Source organism: Dinghuibacter silviterrae, assembly GCF_004366355.1.
GTDB lineage: Bacteria > Bacteroidota > Bacteroidia > Chitinophagales > Chitinophagaceae > Dinghuibacter > Dinghuibacter silviterrae.
The window spans coordinates 3,768,066-3,789,597 of the sequence record NZ_SODV01000001.1 but is presented as its reverse complement, the minus strand read 5'-3'; the positions used below and the strand labels follow the sequence as shown (position 1 = coordinate 3,789,597).

Genomic DNA, 21,532 nt, shown 5'->3' with positions numbered 1-21,532 from the left:
TTCAAGGCTGTTAATTTCCTTTCTTCACCCGGCTCTCCTCTTCGGAAGCACTGCTGCTCTGGCGATGCTCCTTTATGTTTTGCTGGTTTTTGCCAAAGCGGTAGGTAAAGCTGAGGTTGACGACCCGGTTGTCCCAGTGGTTGACGATCGTGACGTCGACGTTGCCGTACCGGCTGTACCCGCTGAAGTGCCCGAGGTTAAAGGGGTCCTGGAGGTTTAACCGGATGGTGCCGGCGTTTTTGAAGACCTGTTTGCCGGCCCCGAAGTTGATCTGGCCCATGGGGTTGGCGATGAGGGTCCCGGATACCTGGCGGCCTTGGTACCAGCCGCTGACTTCCGCGCTCCATCCGTGTTTGAAGGTAAAAGAGTTGTTCATGTTCCCGGTGACCGAGTACCCGAAGACTTCCAGGGGATACCCGTTGACGATACCTTTAAAGTCGTTGTACTGTCCGCTCACATACAGGTTGGGCGTCCACCATTTGGTCACGGGCAGGCCGGCGTTGACCGACAGACCGATGTTTTCCTGGCGGGCGACGTTCCCCTGCTGGACAAAGGTCGTATGGGTGGCGTCGTTCTGGAGAAGGACCTGCTGGATGATGTCGGTGACCTGGGTATAGTTCAGGGTGGTGGTCAGGAAGCTGTGGTAGGTGTGCGAAAGTTCCACCGTATTGCTGAACTGCGGTTTCAGGTAGGGGTTCCCCTCCTGGTAGGTGTACGGGTCCAGGAAGTATTTGAACGGATTCAGGTCCCCATAATCCGGGCGCTGGATGCGGCGGCCGTAGTCCAGGACAAACTGGTTCTTATCGTTGAGGGTATACTGTATATAGGTGGTCGGGAAAAGCTGGGTGTAGTTCCGGTTGAACGTTGTGTTGTTTGTTTTCAGGTCGCCCTTGGAGTTCGTCGTTTCCAGACGCAGACCGGCCTGGACCGTCCATTTTTTGTTAAAAACCTTGGTCACGTTCCCATAGGCGGCACCTATCATTTCCGTATAGACGAAGTGGTTGGTTTTTGTCGTGTCTACGATCCACTTGCCGGCCGTGAGATTGTCGTACTCTGCGTCGTTGTCCGTCCGGACCGAACTGCCCTTGATCCCTGCTTCCAGTTTCCAGTTGTTTTTGAAGGGGTGGACGAAGTCCACTTTACCCGTGTAGATATAGATATTGCCGGGCGTGATCCCACGTAAGGTATCGACGGGCGGCAACAGGGTTCCATCCGGGGTCGCGTATTCGGTTTGGTACATCTGGTAGCTGGAGGACCCATATCCCAGGTAGTCGAAGTCGGCGGATAACTCCGTCCCCGCGGTATCAAAGGTGTGCTTGAAGTTCAGGTTGGTTCCGAAGTTGTGCCAATACATTTTGGTGTGTCCGAAGGTGGTCATGACCGAATCGATGTTGCCCTGGCCATCCTCGATATTGGTTTTGGACGTATTGTCGAAGTAGCCCGGGTTGAAATACCCCGTCAACACCACGCCGATGGTTGTCTTTTTGTCCAGGGAATAGTCGGTCCCTACCTTGAAGCTTTGTTCGCTGAAGTCGTTCATCATGTCGGAGTGCTGGTTGAACACCGACACCACGGGGCCGCCTATCGTGTCGCGGAACTTGCGGACCAGGTCCAGCGTCTGCGGGTGGCGGTTGTAGCTTTCATTGTAGCTGGCAAAAAAGTTGAACTTGCCGGACCGGTAATTCAGGTTAAGGCTGTTGTTGGCCTTGGGTCCCTTCCCAATCCCGCCGCCGATGGTCACGTTCCCGTTAAAGCCCCGGGCTTTGTTCTTTTTGGTCTTGAGGTTGATGATCCCCGCGTTTCCGGCGGCGTCGTACTTCGCGGGCGGGTTGGTCATGAGCTCGATCTGTTCCAGTTCGGAGCTGGGCATGTTTTTCAGAAGGTTGGCCAGGTCTGCGGCGGACAGATACGTCGGTTTGCCGTCCATCATCACCATGACCCCGGATTTTCCTTTCAGGCTGATGTTTCCGTCCTTGTCCACCGATACACCGGGCGTTTTTTGGAGGACGTCCATCACGGTCGTCCCGACGTTGGTGGGTGAAGCGTCCACGTTGACCACCACCCGGTCGATCTTTTGCTCGATCATGGGCTTTTTGTTCGTGATCGTCACCTCGGACAAGGCTTTTACTTCGGGGTCAAGCCGGAGACCGGGAACCGTAGTCTCCTGTGACCCCACGGTAAAGGGGTCGCTATAACGTTTTACCATACCGACAGCCGAAGCAACGACCAGGTATTGACCCGGGTTGATGTGCCTCAGGTGATAGACCCCATCGCTTCCCGTAGAAGTCCCTTTGACTTCCGATGAGTCCTTGACATTCAATATGATAACAGAAGCTTTTTCGACGGGTTTACCGGTATTGTCCAGCACGGATCCCGTAACGCTTCCCTGCGCCCATGCACCGGTGGCTATAAAAAAGGAAAGGAGTAAAGTAAAGATTCTCATATGCTCATGTTTAGTACTTGTTCTTATAATGTTCAAGTCAAAAGTAAGTACTATGCCTTACATAGTACATTGTTTTGGATAAAAGGTGCATTTCCAGTGACCACTGGGAAGAAATGCCGGGTATTGCGGCTGCCGAAGCGGCCAAAGATGGTTGTGGAAAGAGTCCCTTATTGGACGAAAAGGGGTATCCGGATGTTACAGCGACACCCGGCAATGGGAGGAATGGAAAGGACTAGATAACTATGCCTCGGTGGGAGCGGCGGCTTTTTTCTCCGCCAGTTTTTTCCAATAAAACCAAAGGATCACCCCCGCGATCACCAGCCCCAAGGATATCAGCTCGGCCTGGGTGGGGTGGATTCCAAAGAGGTCATACTTCGTATTGACCCGGATCGTTTCCACCAAAAAGCGTTCGATCCCGTTCATGACGAGGTAGACGGCAAAAAGGCCCCCGGGGAAAAGTATTTTTTTCCTCAGTGCCATAAGCCCTCCGAAAAGCAAGAGACAAGTGACCGTCTCGTAAAAGGGGGTAGGAAAAACGGGGACTGGGAGGAAACTGCAATATTGTTGGTCCTTGCAGTCCTGGAAGCGGACACCCTCGCTCAGGACGTTGTGCGGATAATTGTAGGCCACGAGCCAGGTCGGCACCCAGGACGGCGCTACCACGCTTTTGTGGGGCACATCATCCAGGCTTCCGAACTGGTCCTTATATTCCCGGGCATTGGCCTGGAGCGCTTCCCTGAAACGGGTGGTATCGCTGAGAACAACCTGGCCCTGCGGGTTAGAGATGTAGGCGCTGTTGGCGATCCCCCAGTCCCCGTCCCCGGCCACCTGGCAACCGATACGCCCGAGGGCGTAGGCCAGCATCATCGTCGGGCCAAAGGCGTCCAACAGGTGTTTGAAGCCGATCTTGTATTTACGGGCGTACCGGTACACCGCAATACCCGCCACGATCAAACCGCCGTAAAAGGTTAGACCGCTAAAAGACAGGTAGCTGGCCGGATCCCTGGTAAAGTCTTCCCAGTTTTCCAGGATGTGAAACACCTTGGCACCGGCAAAACCAAAGATGACCGCAATGATCACCATATCCCCCACCCTGTCGTGCGGATAGATACGGACCTTGCGCTCTTCCGGTTTGGGCAGTTGCTGTTTGTGCCGCTCCCTCCATTTTATAAATGCCAGGATCGCGCCCAGCAAAAGACCGCCCCAAAAGTTTCCCTGGGTCGACAGGATATACGCCTGGGTATCCTCGAAAGAACCCGCCAGGACAAAGAACCCGACAATCTTATACCCAAAAAGGAACCCGATGATAAAATTGATGATGAGCTCCGTCCAGGTGGCCGGATTTCCGACCACGATCATCTCCTCCGTGGGGCTGAGCAACCCCACCGCTTCCTTTCTTTTCAGTTCCCTGCTAAGGACAAAGGCCCCGCCGATAAAGGCGATGGCCACAAAAAAACCAAATGAATTTGCCAGCCTCAGGAACGGCCATTCTACACCAAACCAGCTTTTCAGAAGGAAGTAGAGATTAGGATACATGCTTGTCGTCGAATAAGATGCAAGTATAGATAAAAAAATCGGGCCACGGGCCCGATGGCCGAAGGCCCATCATAAGATATTTTTGGCGCAGCCCGTAAATTTCGCCTTACGGGCTGCGCCAAAAAAAGCGAGCCGATGGCGGCTCGCTACCCATTATGAACAAAGCTAAACTAACAAAACTCTTCGAATGCGGCCATCAGGTTACCCGCGATGACCCTGGCCGGACGCCCTTCGATCTGGTGGCGCTCGATCATGTGGACCAGCTTACCGTCCTTGAAAAGGGCGATGGCAGGGGAAGAAGGAGGATAAGGCAGCAGGTGCTCCCTTACCTTTTGGACGGCCTCCATGTCGTAACCGGCAAAGGTGGTCGTCAGGTGATCGGGTTTCTTGTCGCTGGAGGCGACGGCCATGATGACCCCCGGACGGGCGGAACCCGCGGAGCAGCCGCACACCGAATTAATCATCACCAGCGTAGTGCCGGTTTGCGACAAGGTATTGTCCACGGTGGTGGAATCCAACAGCTCCTGAAATCCATGGTCGGTCAGTTCGGCCTTCATGGGGAGCACTATTTCAGACGGATACATAATAGATGTTTGCTTTTGCCCCAAAGGTAGTAAAAATGCCATGAATTATTCCAAAAAGAGTCATTGTGTCATTTTCAACTACGCGAATCGGTCACATTGTCCGTAAAATTTGGCCTGGTATTCCATTTGATCTACTCCCTCGCAAACGAATAATACTATGACACTCGTAAAATTTAATCACCAAGCCCCCCGGCACCTCAACAACTGGGTGAACCGGTTTATCGACGAAGACTTCCAGGAAAGCTTTTTTGGCGGTTTTCCTCCGACGAATATCTATGACCACAAGGACCACTATACCATCGAAGTCGCTGCCCCCGGCCGCGAAAAAAACGACTTCAAGGTCCAGGTAGACCGTAACCTCCTGGTGATTTCCCAGGAACAAAAAGAACAAAGCGACACCACTGAAGGCCGCAATGTTCGCAAAGAATTTAGCCTCAAGACCTTCAAGAGGAGTTTTACCCTGGACGAGAAGATAGATGTGGAAGGGATCGTTGCTAAGTACGAGAACGGCATCCTGAAACTCACCTTGCCGAAGAAAGAAGAAGTGAAAGATAGTAGCAAAGAGATTTCCGTTCTCTAAGGAATTACGTAAGTGAGATTGTAATTAGATACGCAAGAGTTGGTTTTGGTTTTAAAAAAATCCCTCCTTTCCAGGAGGGATTTTTTTGTTTTGGCGCCGCGCCGTAACTCAAAATTTACGGCGCGGCGCCAAAACCCCGCTAATCAAAATCCCCGGCTAAAGCCGGGGATTTTGGGGAGGCGAAAGGGTCTCGAACCCTCGGCCTTCAGTGCCACAAACTGACGCTCTAACCAACTGAGCTACCGCCTCCGTGACCGTCTGACAACGCTTTCGCGTCGAACGGACGGCAAAGATAATCAAAACTTTTGCGCGAATCCAAAAACTATTTCATTTTCTTTGCCTATGCACTTGCAGCTCTGGTTCTTACCTGTCCTTACAGCCTTCTTAGGCGCGGTCTTGGCGCCCCTGGCAGTCGCCGCGTTTATTCGTCCAGGAAAACTCCGCAAGCTCCTGGAAAAAATTCTACCGGACGTTTTACCGATGGCGGAAACGGAAGTCGACACATTTCTCCGGCAGAAATTGCCAAAGGCGATGCCGGTGGTGGGCATGTTTATCGGTGACAAAACCATCGCCCAGTTCAAAGCCATCTTTATGGAGGAGCTGGGAACGCTCCTGCCCGACTTCATCGGCAACTGTGCGGGGAAGCTGGCCAAGGCACTCATTTATAAAGCAGTAGCCATCGGGTTTGTGGCCGGTGCGGGGCTGGGGATCGTGCAAGAATTGATTCTGGGACAGATTGGCCCTTCCGGCCTTCTGAAATAACCGCCTGTACAGTTTGAAGGGCGAACCTCCCTTTTTTTGGCGGTACTTTTGCCAAAAAATCATAGATGCGAGTTTTTACGTTTTTGTTGGTTTGTCTGCTGGCGTCATACACCCTCCAGGCGCAGGTGCGCGGGGGCGGGGGTAATGCCGGTGGCGGACGAAGGGGCGGGCAGAATGCGAACGTCGGGCACTTTTATGGACGGGTTGTAGATGCTAAAACGAATAAGGGTGTGGACGGGGCAACGGTGGAGTTGTTGCGTAACCGCTATGATAGTGTCACCCATACGTCCAAACCCGTCGTCGTTCAGGGGCTGCTGACCAAGGCCAACGGGGACTTCAGCCTGGAGAATTTGCCGGTGTTTGGGAACTATATCCTTCGGATTACGGCGATCAATTATAATGATTATAGCCAGCCGGTAAAGTTTGACATCAAAGGTCTGGCTGGGGCCCAGGGCCAGGGGGGCGCCGCACAAGGCCAGGGCGGCAACATGGACCAGATCCTGGACGCCATCGACAAGGACCTCGGCAATATCAAAATGAAGGCCACCGTTACCCAACTGGCCGACGTGGTGATCAATGCCACGCCGCCGCAATACAAGATGGCGGTGGACAAAAAGGTGTTTAACGTAGATAAGAATATTGTCGCTGCCGGCGGGATGGCCACCGACGTACTCAAAAACGTGCCGTCTGTTAATGTCGACATCGACGGGAACATCACCCTGCGCAACCAGACGCCCCAGATTTTTGTCGACGGCCGTCCCACGACGCTGACGATGGATGAGATCCCCGCGGATGCCATCGAAAGTATCGAGGTCATGACCAACCCCTCTGCCAAATACGACGCTTCCGGCGGCGGGGGCGGTATCATCAATGTCGTCCTGAAAAAGAATAAGAAAGTCGGGTATAACGGCGACCTGCGCGCCGGCGTCGATTCCCGCGGCAAGTTCAACGGCGGGGGCGACATCAACGTCCGGCAAGGCAAGTTCAACTTCTTTTTGAACGGCAACCTCCGTCAGCGGAAATCCGTGTCCACGGGGACGCTTGACCAGACCAACTTTGACAGCCTGGGCAGGGCCTTCTATTATACGCACCAACCGAGCTCCAACACGAGCGAAGGCACCATGGGTTTTGGCCGGGCAGGGTTGGATTATTTCCTTGACAACAGGAACACCCTCACCTTAGCCGCGAACTATTTCCACGGCACCTTCGACAACTACGACAACTATAACTCGGTCACCCAGTACGACCTGAACAACTACCCCGCTTACGCCGACAGCACCAGCACCTTTGCGCAATACGGCGTTAACAAGAGCATGTTCCGGAATGCGGAAGGGGAGCTCGATTACAAACATAATTTTGCAAAGTCCGGGCACGAGCTGACGGCGGACCTCAACGTGTCCGACCGGAAAAACACGACCAACCAGGTCGTCAACTCGTATGTGGCGCATCCGGACGTTCCGTTCAGCGGCTCCCTGGATTATTTTTATCCGGAAAATATATACTCCAACGGTACCTCTCAGAGCTACAATTTTCAGTCCGACTATGTGAATCCGTTTACGGAGAAAACCAAGCTCGAAGCGGGTATCCGGGGTAACTACCAGAAACAGTCCACCGATAACCTGTATGAGAACTCCATTGATTCCGGGAAGACCTTTTACCCGAACGTGGCGCTCAACAACAACTTCAAATACACCAGCGAAGTCTACGCCGCGTATGCCCAGTTCTCCAGCCAGCTGACAAAAAAGCTGTCCTACCAGGCGGGTCTGAGGGGCGAAAGCTCGCAGTACCAGGGGACGCTGTATACCAGCACCCAGCCCATGACGTTTACCCATAATTTCCCCCTGAGCCTTTTCCCCAGCGCCTTCTTGTCCTACAAGATCAGCGAGGGTCAAAGCCTGCAAGCCAACTATACCCGCCGGATCAACCGGCCCAACTTCTGGCAGTTGTCTCCCTATGTCAACCGCTCCGACTCCCTCGCCCTTTCGACGGGGAACCCCGACCTCGTTCCCGAGTTTACCAGCTCTTACGAGGTCAACTACCAGAACGACTATAAAGGCGGCAGCTTCCTCGCCACGGTCTACTATAAACACACGACCAACCTGATTACACGGAACGTGATCCGCGAGCTCCTGCCGGGCAACCTCGACAGCAGCAACGTCTATACCTACCAGAACGCCAGTTCCAGTGAAGTATACGGGCTCGACCTCACCAACCGGTACAACATCACGAAGTGGCTCGACTTTATGGCCAACGTCATCATTTACGATTCTAAAATCAACGCGGGCAACCTCGCCGGTTTGAGCAACCAAAGCCAATTCAGCTACTTCGGCAAGCTTAACGTCGACATCAAGCTCCCGGCCAATTTCTCCATCCAGCTCAACGGCGACTACCAGTCCAAGACGATCGTTCCCCCCAATTCCGGCGGGGGTGGCCGTTTCGGCGGCTTCAACCAACCGGTGTCCACCGCCAATGGGTATATCAAGCCCACCGGTGGGATGGACTTCGCTGTCAAAAAGGAATTCCTGAAAAACAAGGCCGCGTCCATCACCTTCAACATGCAGGACGTCTTCCGGACACGGATCAACGACGCCGTCTCCACCTCACAATACCTGACCCTCGACTACTCCCGTTTGCGCGATCCGCAATTCATGCGGTTGACTTTTGCCTACCGCTTCGGGAAGATGGACATGAGTCTGTTCAAGAAAAAGAACATGAAACAGGATCAGCAAGACCAGGGTGGTGGCGGAGATATCGGCGGTGGCGGCGGAACCCGCTAGCCCCCGCGTGGCGCGCTAGCCCCTTTTGCCCGTCAGCATAGGCACAAAAGAAAATTGATCGAAGGCTTCTTCCCTGAAGGAGCCTTCTTCATTTTCCTTTGTCAGGCGCAACATCCGCTGGGCGTTTCCTTCGTCGACGGGGATCACCATTTTCCCACCTACTTTCAACTGGGCTTTGAGCGGCACGGGTATGTAGGGCGCTGCCGCGGTAATCAGGATTTTATCGAAAGGCGCGTAGGTCGGCAGCCCCTCGAAACCGTCCCCATAAAAGAACTTCAGGTGGGGATATTTGCTTTTGAAAATAAAGTTTTTGTTCGCGTCAAACAGCTTCTTTTGACGTTCGATCGTGTACACATAAGCCCCCATTTCCGCGAGCACGCTCGCCTGGTACGCGCTCCCCGTGCCGATCTCCAATATTTTTTCAAAGGATTTTACCTCCAGCAACTGGGTTTGGTAGGCCACGGTATATGGCTGGGATATGGTCTGCCCCTCCCCTATCGGGAACGCCCGGTCTTCGTAAGCGATGGCGTCAAAGGCGGTGTCCAGGAAGAAGTGACGGGGCAGGGCGTTGATGGCTTCCAGGACACGTTCGTCGGTGATGCCCTTTTGTTTCAGACTGGTTATCAGATTCTTGCGAAGGCCTTTGTGGCGGTAAGTGTCCTCGTATTGACGCATGGGGCAAAGATACGCGATAAAAAAAATTACGCGCGCCGTAAGGGTCCCCCTCTATTTTTGTGTCTTACTCCAGAAGACTCCTATCGTTTTGGCAAGTCGAAACAATCTAGCGGCCGTTGAACAGGCTTTTCATACGCATTATACCGGTATGCACCGGTATGCGTATACCCTTTTGCGTGACCAGGAGGCGGCCAGGGAGGCGGTGCAACAGGTGTTTACCAGGCTTTTGGAAAATGCGGACAGACTTGAGATCAAGACCAGCCTCCAGGGGTATCTGTACAAGTCTTTATACCATCACTGCGTCAACCGGATGACGCGGGAACGCCCTCGCGTGCCGATTCAAGACGGGGATGATTTGTCTTTGTCCGCGGACTGGCTGGTGGAGTGCCGGGAGTTGCAGACTCGGATCCGGGAAGTGGTCGCCGAACTACCACCGGGGTGCAGGGAAATATTTCTAAAAAGCCGGGAGGAGCAAAAAAGCTACGCCCAGATCGCCGCGGAGAACGGCATCTCGGTAAAGACGGTAGAGGCCCAGGTGGGCAAGGCGCTCCGTATCCTCCGGGAACGGTTGGAAGCCTATGGGGTGATCCTTTGTTTATTTATATACCTGTTTGTTTATGCTGGCTGAATCCATCATACGGAAATATCTCTCCGGCGCCGCAACGCCCGACGAGGCGGCGAAGGTCGAGGAGTGGATCGACGCCTCCCCGGAGCACCGGAGGGCGTTCGAGCAGGTTTGGCATGAGTGGCAGGCACTGCTGGGGAAGGGAGATTACCGGGCCCCGGATGTGGCGGGGGAATGGAAGGCCTGGAGGACAAAGCATGGGCCTGCGCCTTTTCCAAAGGGGGCGGCGTTTGGCATGTATGCAGCGGTGTTGATAATCGCGGGGGTGACGGGGGTGGTGGTTTACAAGCATACGGCTCCGGCCCGCGCAGTTGTTGTGCGGGACAGTACGCTTTTCGACGCAAATAGGACAATTGACATGAGAAAGAACGATACCGGGTACCAGGCACGCCCCGGCGCTACGCTTGCGTCGGGGGTTGTGTCTGGTGGCCCCACTGGGGGCGACGCCGGGGCGTCATCTACGTTGAAGTCTGCCAACGGCGCGTCAACCGCGCCGAAGTCTAACGCCGGCGAGCGGGCTGCAGGCGCACCCGGTGCCGCTGTGTCCGTCAACGGCAGGTCGTATGCCGGTGGCGCGTCACCGGCCGCCGTATCCATGCGCCACAGGCACACGACACATTCCATGGATAAGCCCGTCCCCCCCGTCCTAACATACGCTGACGCACCCCTACCAAAGGTCCTGGAAAGCCTTTCAAAGACCTACGGGGTGCGCTTCGTGGTCCGCAATCCGCAACTGCTCCGGTGCCGCGTGACCACCCAATTCGATCATAAACCGCTGCACTACATATTGGACGTCCTGGCGGCGACCTTGCAAATACAATACTACTTCGATCATGAAAAGCAAACCATTCAGTTATCGGGTGAGGGTAGTAACTAAGACAAGACTAATTGTTAGCTTCCTCTGGCTAAGCTGGATGGGCAATCCGCGTTTGATGGCCCAGAGCCATTTCCCGCTTTTTCTTTCTGGAGATATCACCCTGGATTCTCTGACCCGGCTGGTCCATCGCACTTCCGACATCCGGTTTTCCTTCGACGCCAGGAAGATCCGGAGCGACCAGGTCATTCACTTCTACGCAGGCAGGTACTCCCTGAACTGTCTGCTGGTCGCCATCCGGGGGGCAACCGACCTGACCTTTGTCCGTTATAGAGAACACATCATTTTCCGGCATAAACATCCCGGGCTAACGGGGGTGAATACCGCAGGGTTTGCGGCGCCTTCGGCGGACGAGACCGGTGAGGCTCCCCCGGCGGAGGCAGGGGCGGATCCGGAGGTAGCGGCGGCTTTTCAACCGGTCTTGTCTTCTCCTACCCCGGCAGAAGGGGCTCCAGCCAAGGTGGGCGGCCATCATTCCACAGGTGGAGGTCTTCGTCTTTTCGGTTCCTGGAACCTGTTCAAGGGACATTCCTGGTACGCCGGTCTGGACCTCGGCATGTCGACCGCGATGTTTCTCAACCCTCACCTGGAAGCCGGTTTCCGGCGCCTTTACCTGATCGCGGGCTGGCAAACGAACGGTCCGCTCAGCGGCTGGGCGGCGGGCCTTGGTTCGATTGTGTTTGAACGGGACCGGGGGTTGCTCCGGGTGTCCGTTACAGCCGGCCCGGTGTTTGACAGTATGGACCGGGAGCGGGGCCTTACACTTAGGGATATGCTATACAGCGTAAGTGCTACCTGGAGCGAGCGGTTTGGCAAACATTGGGCGCTGGGCGTGGGACTTGACTTCAGTTATCTAAAAACTGAGTTTCAGGATCAAGAGGGGACGATTAAAAGTCCTGTGCAGATATTGAATGTCAGCGCCCCCTATTCAATCTACAAGGCGGCCTGGATAGGGCCTTCGCTTTCCATAGATTATTTGCTACACCCATGAAATCATCCTTTTTGGTTGTTTTTTTGGCTGCCGCCCTTGGGGCTTCGGCCCAGTGCGGGTATCCAGCCGTTATCAAAGGGGGCTGTCTGAATAAGCAGCTCGTTGTGCATACCCTGCACGCCCTCTCGAAGATCGTGTGGTACCGGGATGGGGTGCCGGTTGATTCGGTTACGGGAAAGTCTTCCTATGGGAGCGCTCGTTTCGTTGTGGGAGGAGACCGCGAAGGAGCAATAAATAATCAATTTGGTGGCACGATCGAAAGTGTTTTTGTAGACGATACCGGTAACGTTTATGCATCCGATGACTTGAATAACCGGGTACGAAAATGGGCGCCAGGCGCGGCCAGTGGGGTTACGGTCGCCGGGGGTAATGGACAGGGCGCGGCGGCCAACCAGCTCTACGACCCGGGCTTTTTATTTGTAGACCGTGCAGGAAACTTATTTGTATCAGACCCAGGAAATAACCGGGTGCAGAAATGGGTACCCGGTGCCACCAGCGGCGTTACGGTGGCAGGAGGCAATGGTCCTGGAAATGGCGCCGGACAGCTTTCAAGCCCCGCTGGTATCTATGTGGACTGCGAAGGCGGCGTGTACGTCGCCGATTATTGGAATGAACGCATTCAATACTGGGCGGCGGGGGCAACCAGCGGTGTGACCGTTGTGCCGACACAATCAGACACCGCTCCCCCGACAGGATTGTGGGTGGATGCCCAGCATAATATTTGTGTCACTTTTGGAGGAGCAAACTATATTGAAAAATGGACTTCCGGGTCGACGACTGGCGTCGAAATGTTTAATACGGATAATGGTCGAATAATAAGCCACCCATCAGCTATATATGTCGATTATTATGGCAATATGTATATATCGGATGAGGTCCGCGTGACTAAATGGGATCCAAGTGGTCATTCGGGTAGCACATTACCCACCTATACCGGTGTACCTAATTTTTCCTACCAATACTCGTTGAGCGTGGACTGCCGGGGAAATGTATATACAATCGTAGATAGTACCGAGCCTAATTACCATTACTGTAGCTCCATCTATGTACTTCCCCTCGTCACCACCATCGACACATCCTATACTCCTATTAGTCCCGGTGCCTATTATGCCCACGTCACGGATGTCAATGGCTTCTCGGTAAATACAGACACCGTGACGGTAAAGCCTCCCCCCTCGGTTCCTCCCTCCGTAAGCATTGCCGCCACGTCCACCAATGTATTTATCTGCGAACCCATCACCTTCACCGCGACCCCTGTAAACGCAGAGGGGAAACCTTCCTTCCAATGGCAAGTCAGCGGTGTCCCCGTCGGTACCGACACAACCGTGTATAGCAACAATATTTTTGCCAACGGTGACCAAGTATATTGCATCATGACGGCCAGCGATGGGTGCGGGAATTTTACCGATACGTCCAACGTCCTCCCCTTAAAAGTGGACCCACAGGGGCATGCGACCGTCACCATCAGTCCCTCGAAGGACCCCGTCTGCGCGGGCACACTGATGACCTTCACCGCGGCCGTGGTTAACGAGGCGAATACCCCGGTCTTCCAATGGCTGGTCAACGGCCAGCCCACCAATGACACAGTGGACAGCTATTCCAGCGACACATTGAAAAATAACGACGTCGTCTACTGTCTTATCACCAGTGACGCCTCCTGCGGTCTGGCAAAGTCGAACAGCATTCGCGCGACGATCTACCCCCAGCCTTCCATCGACACCGGCCAGGTCTTCAGCGTACCCATTGGCCAAAGCCTGACTCTTACGCCGGTGACCCATGGCGATATTGCAAGCTACGGCTGGAGTCCGCCGACAGGTTTGTCCGATCCTTATATCCAGAATCCTGTCGCCTCCGTCGTGAAGGACATGGTCTATACGCTTGTCGTCGTTTCTCCGGAGGGGTGCGCGGACACGGGGGCGATCATCGTCAACGCTTTTACTCCCTTGAGCATACCGGGGGCATTTACGCCAAACGGGGACGGCATAAACGATATATTTTATGTCCTGGGCGGTCCGGTGGGAAGTAAAATCGAAGAATTTACGATTTTCAACCGCTGGGGACAGGAGGTTTTCCACGTGCAAGGGGTGCCCCCCGGGGACCCATCGTATGGATGGAATGGCTGGTTCCAGGGGATACCGGCGCCGGTGGGGGCGTATGTCTATTTTATCCGGATGGATTATGTGAATGGGGTGCGACAGGCCTATAAGGGGGCAGTTACGCTGATGCGGTAATTATTTCCGCCTTTGCTCCTCCAGCTTCCCACGCAGCTCCACAATCTCCCTATGCTCCTCCAACACATACCTCGTCAACTCCTCCACCTTTTCAAGCAACCGTTTGTTCATCTCCCCAAGGTCTATCCCTTTTTGGGCCACCTCTTCTTCCGTGGGTATGCCCGGCAGGTGCCGGTTGACCAATACATACCGCTGTAGGGAATCCAGGTCCATAGGACGGTAGTCCGGACTAAAGACGTAATCCGGCCAGTTGGCGTAATTTTTTACGGTCGCCTGGGTAAAGATGGCGGGGCCGTTCACGGCCAGCGTGTACCCCTGCGGGTTAGCCGTGTTGATGCCGACCTGCCCGGTATTCGTCGAATAGATGGGGCCGGCAACAAATTCCCCATTTTGGATCAGGGTGACGTTGGAACAGGCCGAAGCAAGGACAAGCTGGGGCCTGGTCGTATTGATATTGTTCCAGAAAAATCCTTCGAAGGTATATTCGCCCGCAGACACGCACACGTCCCGACCATATACCGCCAGGTAAGGTATGCCCTGGTAAGTTACGGAGTACAAGTTCACCATGGGCGACAGGACCGTTTTTGGAAGCAATGAAACCGATGTAGTGCTGTAAGCGGTTTGCCCGACAATCTCGTATTCGACGGGGATGTTATAGGCGGTACTCGCGCCCCGGTAAAAGCGAAGCCTGCCACTCATGCCCGCGGAAGTTTCACCGACCGTGCCATTGTAAAAAGGGAAAAGAAGGATATACTGTAAGGCGCCGCCGCTTCCATAGTCGTTCGCCGCTCCCATATTGAGGGGTTCCACATAGTGGGTACCCGTAAGATATTGATCAATTCCCCCGGTTTTTACCTCCAGGGGAGTGGCCGGCGTCGTGGTGCCGATGCCCACGGGGCTTGTAAGAACGGTTGTCTGGGCCCGGCAAAAAAGAGCGGTTAAGGTGAGCAGGAGTAGGCATCCTGCCGATCGAAGGTTAAGCATAATTGAAGATACCTGAATTCCTCGAAAATAAAAACGGGTGGCTGAAAAATAATCAGCCACCCGATCAAATAAAAAAAGCTTATTTTAATTTCATATCCTCAATAATCCCCTTAATCTTCCCATCGAGCAAGGCCTCGACCTTTTCGAAATCCGCGACATCGGCAAGCGGCGCATTCACACTGAAATAGAACTTAATCTTCGGCTCGGTACCGGACGGACGCGCGGAGATCTTCGTGCCATCGGCGAGGAGAAACTGGAGCACATTTGATTTGGGGAGCGCGAGGGGATAGATTTCCTCACTTTCCAGGTTTTTGCCCACCTGTTGCTGGTAGTCGAGGATGGATTTGACGGCGATACCGGCGATGGTGGAGGGAGGATTCGAGCGATATCCTTCCATCATGGCGGCGATTTCTTCCTGTCCGTGCATCCCTTTTTTGGTGAGGGAGATGAGGGACTCCTTATAGAAACCGCATTGTTTGTAGAGGTCGATGAGTTTGTCGTAGAGCGAGCGGCCTTTGGCTTTTTCGTAGGCGGCCATCTCGCAAAGGATGGCGACGGCGGTGACGGCGTCTTTGTCGCGGACCTTGTCGCCGACCATGAGGCCGTAGCTTTCTTCACCACCGATGATGTAGTGTTCTTTGCCTTCTTTTTCCTTGATGAGCTCGGCGATCCACTTAAAACCGGTGAGGACGTTATAACAGCTGACGCCGTATTTGCCGGCGAGGACGTCGATCATGTCGGAGGTGACGATGGTTTTTACGACCATGTCCTGGGGGGTGGCGATGCCTTTTGCCTTGCGGGCTTCCATGAGGTAGTTGAAGGCGAGGACGGCGGTTTGGTTGCCGTTGAGCAAGACCCAGCGGCCTTTGTGATCCTTGACGCCGATCCCCACGCGGTCTGCGTCGGGGTCGGTGCCGGCGAGAATGTCGGCATTGATGGACTGTGCGAGCTTCATCCCCAGGCTCATGGCTTCGGCTTCCTCGGGGTTGGGGTAAACGACCGTGGGGAAGTTGCCGTCGGGTGTGGCTTGTTCCTTGACGATGTGGACGTTGGTAAAACCATAGCGTTTGAGGACTTCGGGGACGAGGGTGATCCCGCTGCCGTGTATCGGTGTATACACGATGGAGAGGTCGTGTTGGGCGGCGATGATGTCGGGATAGACCGAAAGCCCTTTGGACATCTCGATGAATGCGTCGTCGATATTTTTGCCGATGATGGTGATGTTGGACTCTCCCCCGCCCCATTTGACGTCGTCGAGGGACTCGATCTTGTTGACCTCGTTGATGACGTTTTTGTCGTGGGGGGGTACGAGCTGACCGCCGTCGTTCCAGTAGGCCTTGTAGCCGTTGTATTCTTTGGGGTTGTGGGAGGCGGTACACACCACGCCACCGTGACAGTTCAAGTTACGGATAGCAAAAGAAAGCTCGGGCGTAGGCCGCAGGCTTTCAAAAAGAAAAACCTTGATGCCGTTGGCGCCCATGACGCCCGCCGTAATCTCGGCGAACTTGCGGCTGTTGTTGCGGCAGTCGTGGGCGATGGCCACGCGGACCTCGCCTTGCACCTGGGCCTTGAGGTAGTTGGCGTACCCCTGGGTGGCCATGCCCACGGTGTATTGGTTCATACGATTGGTGCCCACACCCATGATACCGCGCAAACCGCCGGTCCCGAATTCCAGGGTCCGGTAGAAGGCGTCGGTCAGTTCGTCGGGATGGTTTTTCTGCAGGTCCAGGATCGCTGCCTTGGTCTCAGGGTCGTAATTACCCTGAAGCCAGGATTGTACACGCTGTTGAGTCTTCGTATCCATAGTTAGTGGTTAGTTTAGGTCCTAAGTTCTTATTCAAGCCATGCCCCTTTCACGCCGTCTTTCTCCACCTCCACGAAGATATGCTCCTGAAGGGTGGTAGACAAGGAAAGCCCTACATAGTCGGGTTGTACGGGGTAGGCTTTGTGGGCCCGGTCAACGAGCACGAGGGTTTGTATACCCGCGGGGTGCTTGTGGAGAAAGGGTTTCAGGGCGTACAGCAGGGTTTTGCCGCTGTTGGCGACGTCGTCGACGAGGATGATGGTTTGTCCGTCCATGGGGATGTCCTTGCTGAGGGTAACGGTCGTGGGGTGCTTTTTGTCGAGTTGGATCTCCACGAGGTCGGCGGGGGGTAGCCCTATCGTTACCAGCATTTTTTGGAGCAGTACCGCAAGGTGCATGCCGTTTTCGTGTACCCCCGCCAGGACAAGGGAAGTGGCCCCGGTGTTCCGCTCGGCAATCTCATACGCCATACGCTCCAGTTTCCGGGCCGCCGTATCCGCCGAAAGGATGTATTTTCTTTCACTCATCGTAAACCTGTTTTCAGGCCCGAATTTACATTAAATTAGCGGGCACAAACCATTATTATGCACGTCCTCCAGGAGATCGTTTTTATCGTCGTGCTGATCGGTGCCGTGGGGTTGTTTGCCGCAAAGATCAGGGAGATCCGCCAGAATATAGGCCTGGGCAAGCCCGGGGAACCGGTCACCCAAAAAGGCCGCCGTTGGCGGTATACCTTGCTGTACGCCCTGGGACAGAAGCGTCTTTTCCGGTACCCGATGGTGGGGGTGCTCCACTTCTTTATTTATGCGGGTTTTATCATCATTAACCTGGAGATCCTGGAAATTATCGTGGACGGGGTGTTGGGCACCCACCGGGTGTTTGCCCCCGTGATGGGCGCCGCCTATGCCCCTTTTATAGGCGCTTTCGAGGTGCTGGCGGTGCTGGTATTGTTCGCCTGTATTGTATTCCTGATCCGCCGCAACATACTGCATACACGACGGTTGAATACCGCCGACCTGAACGGCTGGCCCCGGAAAGACGCGAATATCATCCTCATTACGGAAAGCATATTGATGCTCCTTTTCCTCACCATGGATGCCTGTGACCCAGCCGGAGGCTTCGCCGTGTCACGACTGGTACGACCCGGGTGGTCTCCGGAGACGATGGAAACCGTGGCAAGGACCTGCTGGTGGCTGCATATCCTGGGGATATTGGCTTTCCTGAACTACCTCCCCTACTCGAAGCACTTCCACATTATTCTGGGTTTTCCCAACACGTTTTATGCCCCTTTGGATGAACCGGGGAAGATGCACAATATGCCGGACGTCCAAAAAGAGGTCGAATACGTTTTTCATCCCGAACTGGCGCCATCGGGAGCGGAGGCGCCCCAGCATTTCGGTGCGAAAGATGTCTTTCAACTAAGCCGGTTGCAGCTCCTGCAAGCCTATTCCTGTACCGAATGCGGGCGTTGTTCGGCCGCATGCCCGGCGAACCAGACCGGTAAAAAACTATCCCCCCGGAAGATTATGATGGATACCCGGGACCGTTTGGAAGAGGTGGGACGTAATGTTAAGAAAAATGGCGCCTTTCAGGACGACGGCAAAACCTTGCTTCATGGGTACGTCAGCCCGGAGGAGCTTCGTGCCTGTACGACCTGTAACGCGTGTGTACAGGAATGCCCCGTTAGCATCAGCCCGCTGTCTATCATCCTGGAATTGAGAAGGGCACTGGTCATGGAAGAAAGCAACGCTCCCGCGGAATGGAATGCGATGTTCTCGAATGTCGAAAACAATTTTGCCCCTTGGAAATTCAGCCCGGACGACCGGGCCCAATGGACCCAGGACTAATGCTGGGTGAGCACTTTATAGGCTTGAATAAAAGCCGTCAGCAGGAAAATGCACCCGATAAAAATATCGAGTTTTTTCTGGTTGGCGTCCAGCTTCTGGATGATATAGTTGCCCCCCCAGATAAAAACGGCCAGCCCCATCAGGGTGCCGATCCCCCCGCCTGCCGTAAAGAAATTAAACTCGATTGTCCTGGGCAGTAAAATCCGGTTGGTCAGCAGGTAGGTGCTCCAGCCAAACCAGAACGGGATCTGCACCGGGTTTAGCGCACTCATGGTCGCCCCCAGCCAAAACCGGCCCATGCTGTTGTCCAGCAGGATGTTTTTCTTTTTGTGCGGATGGGTCGCCGCACGGAAGGTAAAAAACGCCAGCGCCAGCAACATAGCCACCGTGACCCAGCCCAGCCAGTAAAACAACTGGTGGTGTTCGATGACCCACCCCATTCCCTTTAGGGAAATCCGCAGGTATATGATCTCAACGAGGGCTACACCCAGGGAAAAGTGGATACCCGCCTTGATGTTTTCCTTGTTGGCGATCTGCATGGCCGCCACATTCAGGGTACCCAGGGGTAACGTGCCCAGGAAGCTGATCAACAGGCCTACGCCAAATACATAGAGGAGGTTGAGCATCATTTAGCCGGTTGTGCCACCACCTTGAGGTTAATCTTCACCTGGTCGGACATAGACAGGCTGGAGCCGCCTACACCGAAGTCCCGGCGGTTGATGGTAACATCCCCCGTAAAGGTATAGCCGTTCCCGTTAGGTTGCGCCTGGAAGGGGAAAGAGATGGCCTTGGTGACGCCTTTGATGGTCAGATCCCCAAACAGAAACATGTATCCGGCCTTGGTAGATGCGGTTATCTTTGTCGATTTAAAAGTTATTACGGGGAAAGCATCGACATTCAGAAAATCCTCCTTTTTCAGGTGATTGTCGCGCATGTCAATACCCGAATTAATGGTTTTTGACGCCACGCTGACCGCAAAAGTACAGGCGCCAAGGTTGCCTGGCTCGAAGTGGATGTCCCCCTTAAGGCCTTTAAGGGTACCGCTAACGGTCACCCCAAAATTTTTGATCCCAAATCCTATCGAAGAACTGTCGTCAACCGGTTTATAATCTTGGGCAGACACGGCCAGGGCCAAAAAAAGACCGGCCGTGCACATCATCAGGCGTTGAAGCATGGAATTTCTTTGAGAAGGCAAATATCGTAGTTTTGTCTAAAATCGCTTCATGGGGGTACGCACGATGGCAGAAATGCAGGCGGCCGGGGAAAAACCCGACGTCTTGTTTTGGGTGGGCTGCGCCGGCAGCTTTGACCAAAGGGCCCAGAAAATCACCCGGGCTTTTGCGCTCATCCTCGACAAAGCGGGTATCCGCTTCGCCATATTAGGTGCGGAGGAGAACTGCACAGGCGACCCGGCCCGCCGGGCGGGCAACGAATTCCTCTTCCAGATGATGGCCTACAACAACATCCAGGTGATGAACGGCTATGGCGTCACCCGGATCGTGACCGCCTGTCCGCACTGTTTCAATACCCTGAAGAATGAGTACCCCGACCTGGGTGGACGATACGAAGTCATCCATCATACCGTATTTTTGCAACAATTGATCGACGAGGGCCGGATCCGTCTGGAAGGCGGGGGTACATTTAAAGGAAAAAAGATCACCTACCACGACTCCTGTTACCTGGGCCGCGCCAATGGCATTTACGAAGCGCCCCGCAAGGTGCTCGAAGCCCTGGATGCCGAGCTGGTCGAGATGAAACGCTGCCGGACCCGTGGATTGTGCTGCGGCGCCGGTGGAGCGCAGATGTTTAAGGAAGAAGAAACCGGCACCACCCGCGTCAACTGGGAAAGGACGTCCGAAGCCCTGGAAACCGGCGCCCCCGTGATTGCATCGGCTTGCCCGTTTTGCAACACCATGTTGACGGACGGCGTAAAAAAGAATGAAAAAGAGGAGACCGTGTCCGTGTACGACATCGCGGAACTGGTCGCCGCATCATTATAGTTTATGACATTTGAATTCAAACACCTGTTGCCCGAGGATTTTTCTCCCACCTCCCGGGTATGGATTTACCAGGCTTCGCGCCCCTTTTTGCTGTCGGAAGCCCTGGAACTCGAAGACATGTTGCAGACGTTTGTGTCCTCCTGGACCACCCACGGCGCCCCTGTAAAAGGCTACGCCAACCTGCTTTTCGGCCGTTTTATCGTGCTCATGGCCGATACCAGCGTCAGCGGTTGCAGCACCGACAGTTCGGTCCACCTTATCAAAGACATCGAAAAACGCTTTGAGATCAACCTTTTCGACCGGCTCGCCCTGGCCTTTGTGGTCAAGGAAAAAATTCAGGTCATCCCGATGTCCCAGGTCGATTATGCAATAAAAGAAGGATTTATTGACGCGGATACAATTTATTTTAATAATATTGTGCCCTCCAAAGAGGAAATGGAGGACAACTGGATGATCCCCCTCGCGGATAGTTGGTTGGCAGGTCGTTTTCTCCCTTTGCGGAAATAGCTCAGCTGGTAGAGCACTTGTTTCCCAAACAAGAGGTCGCGCGTTCGAACCGCGTTTTCCGCTCCTACAAACCCCCAAATTCTCCTGAATGGGGGTTTCTTTTTACCCTATTTTGCTAAATTTTTTAGTATTTTCGTAGAACCGCGTCACCGGCGGCAAGTCGTCCGCGGGCACCAACGAAAGAGCCCCGGGTTGGATAACCTGGGGCTCGACAATCATAACCCTAACTCAATTCAACAAATGTCAAATTGAATTCTTAAAAATAAGATATTATTCCAAGAAATGTAATACTTATTCCGATCGAATACAACA

19 protein-coding genes and 2 tRNA genes are annotated in these 21,532 nt (G+C 54.2%); 11 read left to right on the top strand and 10 right to left on the bottom strand.

The window, feature by feature from the left end:
• Positions 1–10: 10 nt before the first annotated feature.
• From EDB95_RS16315 to EDB95_RS16305, 3 genes are all read right to left on the bottom strand, one after another.
• On the bottom strand, positions 11–2,443 hold the full coding sequence (locus tag EDB95_RS16315) for a TonB-dependent receptor (protein ID WP_133994866.1): 2,433 nt from the start codon (positions 2,441–2,443) through the stop codon (positions 11–13).
• Positions 2,444–2,683: 240 nt separating this feature from the next.
• A complete protein-coding gene (locus EDB95_RS16310; protein ID WP_133994865.1) occupies positions 2,684–3,979 on the bottom strand; it encodes a prolipoprotein diacylglyceryl transferase in 1,296 nt (431 codons plus the stop codon).
• A 170-nt stretch (positions 3,980–4,149) separates the two neighbouring features.
• The gene (locus tag EDB95_RS16305; protein WP_133994864.1) at positions 4,150–4,563 is read right to left on the bottom strand and encodes a BrxA/BrxB family bacilliredoxin; all 414 of its coding nucleotides are present in this window, start codon (positions 4,561–4,563) and stop codon (positions 4,150–4,152) included.
• A gap of 157 nt (positions 4,564–4,720) precedes the next feature.
• Between EDB95_RS16305 and EDB95_RS16300 the strand changes: the two genes are divergently transcribed.
• Positions 4,721–5,143 (top strand): Hsp20/alpha crystallin family protein, encoded by a 423-nt coding sequence (locus EDB95_RS16300; protein WP_133994863.1) that lies wholly within the window; start codon positions 4,721–4,723, stop codon positions 5,141–5,143.
• 172 nt (positions 5,144–5,315) lie between these two features.
• On the opposite strand, the gene EDB95_RS16295 is transcribed toward EDB95_RS16300, so the two are convergent.
• Positions 5,316–5,392 (bottom strand) — tRNA-His (locus tag EDB95_RS16295).
• Positions 5,393–5,485: 93 nt separating this feature from the next.
• Here EDB95_RS16295 and EDB95_RS16290 point away from each other — a divergent pair.
• Complete coding sequence (locus EDB95_RS16290; protein WP_133994862.1) at positions 5,486–5,905, top strand: hypothetical protein; 420 nt, start codon at positions 5,486–5,488, stop codon at positions 5,903–5,905.
• Positions 5,906–5,970: 65 nt separating this feature from the next.
• Positions 5,971–8,682 (top strand): outer membrane beta-barrel family protein, encoded by a 2,712-nt coding sequence (locus EDB95_RS16285; protein WP_133994861.1) that lies wholly within the window; start codon positions 5,971–5,973, stop codon positions 8,680–8,682.
• Positions 8,683–8,697: 15 nt separating this feature from the next.
• Here EDB95_RS16285 and EDB95_RS16280 read toward each other — a convergent pair whose 3' ends face one another.
• Complete coding sequence (locus tag EDB95_RS16280; RefSeq protein WP_133994860.1) at positions 8,698–9,357, bottom strand: protein-L-isoaspartate(D-aspartate) O-methyltransferase; 660 nt, start codon at positions 9,355–9,357, stop codon at positions 8,698–8,700.
• On the opposite strand from EDB95_RS16280, the gene EDB95_RS16275 reads away from it, so the two are divergent.
• From EDB95_RS16275 to EDB95_RS16260, 4 genes are read left to right on the top strand one after another with little or no spacing between them, the layout of a single operon-like run.
• On the top strand, positions 9,356–9,985 hold the full coding sequence (locus tag EDB95_RS16275) for an RNA polymerase sigma-70 factor (protein ID WP_133994859.1): 630 nt from the start codon (positions 9,356–9,358) through the stop codon (positions 9,983–9,985). The genes EDB95_RS16280 and EDB95_RS16275 overlap by 2 nt on opposite strands.
• On the top strand, positions 9,975–10,859 hold the full coding sequence (locus EDB95_RS16270) for a FecR family protein (RefSeq protein ID WP_133994858.1): 885 nt from the start codon (positions 9,975–9,977) through the stop codon (positions 10,857–10,859). The genes EDB95_RS16275 and EDB95_RS16270 overlap by 11 nt, the downstream gene beginning before the upstream one ends.
• Before the next feature lie 55 nt (positions 10,860–10,914).
• Positions 10,915–11,847 carry a hypothetical protein gene (locus EDB95_RS16265; RefSeq protein WP_133994857.1) on the top strand — a complete coding sequence of 311 codons (933 nt, stop codon included), beginning with the start codon at positions 10,915–10,917 and terminating at the stop codon, positions 11,845–11,847.
• The gene (locus tag EDB95_RS16260) at positions 11,844–14,078 is read left to right on the top strand and encodes a T9SS type B sorting domain-containing protein (protein WP_133994856.1); all 2,235 of its coding nucleotides are present in this window, start codon (positions 11,844–11,846) and stop codon (positions 14,076–14,078) included. Before EDB95_RS16265 ends, EDB95_RS16260 begins: the two co-directional genes overlap by 4 nt.
• Here EDB95_RS16260 and EDB95_RS16255 read toward each other — a convergent pair whose 3' ends face one another.
• From EDB95_RS16255 to EDB95_RS16245, 3 genes are all read right to left on the bottom strand, one after another.
• On the bottom strand, positions 14,079–15,062 hold the full coding sequence (locus EDB95_RS16255) for a hypothetical protein (protein WP_133994855.1): 984 nt from the start codon (positions 15,060–15,062) through the stop codon (positions 14,079–14,081).
• Positions 15,063–15,141: 79 nt separating this feature from the next.
• Complete coding sequence (locus EDB95_RS16250; RefSeq protein WP_133994854.1) at positions 15,142–16,866, bottom strand: phospho-sugar mutase; 1,725 nt, start codon at positions 16,864–16,866, stop codon at positions 15,142–15,144.
• A gap of 29 nt (positions 16,867–16,895) precedes the next feature.
• A complete protein-coding gene (locus tag EDB95_RS16245; RefSeq protein ID WP_133994853.1) occupies positions 16,896–17,393 on the bottom strand; it encodes a phosphoribosyltransferase family protein in 498 nt (165 codons plus the stop codon).
• A 57-nt stretch (positions 17,394–17,450) separates the two neighbouring features.
• Between EDB95_RS16245 and EDB95_RS16240 the strand changes: the two genes are divergently transcribed.
• Positions 17,451–18,713 (top strand): 4Fe-4S dicluster domain-containing protein, encoded by a 1,263-nt coding sequence (locus tag EDB95_RS16240; protein ID WP_133994852.1) that lies wholly within the window; start codon positions 17,451–17,453, stop codon positions 18,711–18,713.
• Here EDB95_RS16240 and EDB95_RS16235 read toward each other — a convergent pair.
• Both EDB95_RS16235 and EDB95_RS16230 read right to left on the bottom strand, forming a co-directional pair.
• Entirely contained in the window at positions 18,710–19,342 is a 633-nt protein-coding gene (locus EDB95_RS16235) for a LysE family translocator (protein ID WP_133994851.1), read from the bottom strand. The genes EDB95_RS16240 and EDB95_RS16235 overlap by 4 nt on opposite strands.
• Positions 19,339–19,908, bottom strand: a complete 570-nt coding sequence (locus EDB95_RS16230) for a YceI family protein (protein ID WP_133994850.1) — start codon at positions 19,906–19,908, stop codon at positions 19,339–19,341. The genes EDB95_RS16235 and EDB95_RS16230 overlap by 4 nt, the downstream gene beginning before the upstream one ends.
• A gap of 28 nt (positions 19,909–19,936) precedes the next feature.
• Between EDB95_RS16230 and EDB95_RS16225 the strand changes: the two genes are divergently transcribed.
• From EDB95_RS16225 to EDB95_RS16215, 3 genes are all read left to right on the top strand, one after another.
• On the top strand, positions 19,937–20,713 hold the full coding sequence (locus EDB95_RS16225; RefSeq protein WP_133994849.1) for a (Fe-S)-binding protein: 777 nt from the start codon (positions 19,937–19,939) through the stop codon (positions 20,711–20,713).
• A 3-nt stretch (positions 20,714–20,716) separates the two neighbouring features.
• Positions 20,717–21,220, top strand: a complete 504-nt coding sequence (locus EDB95_RS16220; RefSeq protein ID WP_133994848.1) for a hypothetical protein — start codon at positions 20,717–20,719, stop codon at positions 21,218–21,220.
• A tRNA-Gly gene (locus tag EDB95_RS16215) sits at positions 21,211–21,283 on the top strand. Before EDB95_RS16220 ends, EDB95_RS16215 begins: the two co-directional genes overlap by 10 nt.
• Positions 21,284–21,532: the final 249 nt, after the last annotated feature.

Bases quoted from the DNA above. Each gene is read 5' to 3' on its own strand.
- EDB95_RS16315 (WP_133994866.1), bottom strand. From the start codon at position 2,443: ATGAGAATCTTTACTTTACTCCTTTCCTTTTTTATAGCCACCGGTGCA.
- EDB95_RS16310 (WP_133994865.1), bottom strand. From the start codon at position 3,979: ATGTATCCTAATCTCTACTTCCTTCTGAAAAGCTGGTTTGGTGTAGAA.
- EDB95_RS16305 (WP_133994864.1), bottom strand. From the start codon at position 4,563: ATGTATCCGTCTGAAATAGTGCTCCCCATGAAGGCCGAACTGACCGAC.
- EDB95_RS16300 (WP_133994863.1), top strand. From the start codon at position 4,721: ATGACACTCGTAAAATTTAATCACCAAGCCCCCCGGCACCTCAACAAC.
- EDB95_RS16290 (WP_133994862.1), top strand. From the start codon at position 5,486: ATGCACTTGCAGCTCTGGTTCTTACCTGTCCTTACAGCCTTCTTAGGC.
- EDB95_RS16285 (WP_133994861.1), top strand. From the start codon at position 5,971: ATGCGAGTTTTTACGTTTTTGTTGGTTTGTCTGCTGGCGTCATACACC.
- EDB95_RS16275 (WP_133994859.1), top strand. From the start codon at position 9,356: ATGGGGCAAAGATACGCGATAAAAAAAATTACGCGCGCCGTAAGGGTC.
- EDB95_RS16280 (WP_133994860.1), bottom strand. From the start codon at position 9,357: ATGCGTCAATACGAGGACACTTACCGCCACAAAGGCCTTCGCAAGAAT.
- EDB95_RS16270 (WP_133994858.1), top strand. From the start codon at position 9,975: ATGCTGGCTGAATCCATCATACGGAAATATCTCTCCGGCGCCGCAACG.
- EDB95_RS16265 (WP_133994857.1), top strand. From the start codon at position 10,915: ATGGCCCAGAGCCATTTCCCGCTTTTTCTTTCTGGAGATATCACCCTG.
- EDB95_RS16260 (WP_133994856.1), top strand. From the start codon at position 11,844: ATGAAATCATCCTTTTTGGTTGTTTTTTTGGCTGCCGCCCTTGGGGCT.
- EDB95_RS16255 (WP_133994855.1), bottom strand. From the start codon at position 15,062: ATGCTTAACCTTCGATCGGCAGGATGCCTACTCCTGCTCACCTTAACC.
- EDB95_RS16250 (WP_133994854.1), bottom strand. From the start codon at position 16,866: ATGGATACGAAGACTCAACAGCGTGTACAATCCTGGCTTCAGGGTAAT.
- EDB95_RS16245 (WP_133994853.1), bottom strand. From the start codon at position 17,393: ATGAGTGAAAGAAAATACATCCTTTCGGCGGATACGGCGGCCCGGAAA.
- EDB95_RS16240 (WP_133994852.1), top strand. From the start codon at position 17,451: ATGCACGTCCTCCAGGAGATCGTTTTTATCGTCGTGCTGATCGGTGCC.
- EDB95_RS16235 (WP_133994851.1), bottom strand. From the start codon at position 19,342: ATGATGCTCAACCTCCTCTATGTATTTGGCGTAGGCCTGTTGATCAGC.
- EDB95_RS16225 (WP_133994849.1), top strand. From the start codon at position 19,937: ATGGGGGTACGCACGATGGCAGAAATGCAGGCGGCCGGGGAAAAACCC.
- EDB95_RS16220 (WP_133994848.1), top strand. From the start codon at position 20,717: ATGACATTTGAATTCAAACACCTGTTGCCCGAGGATTTTTCTCCCACC.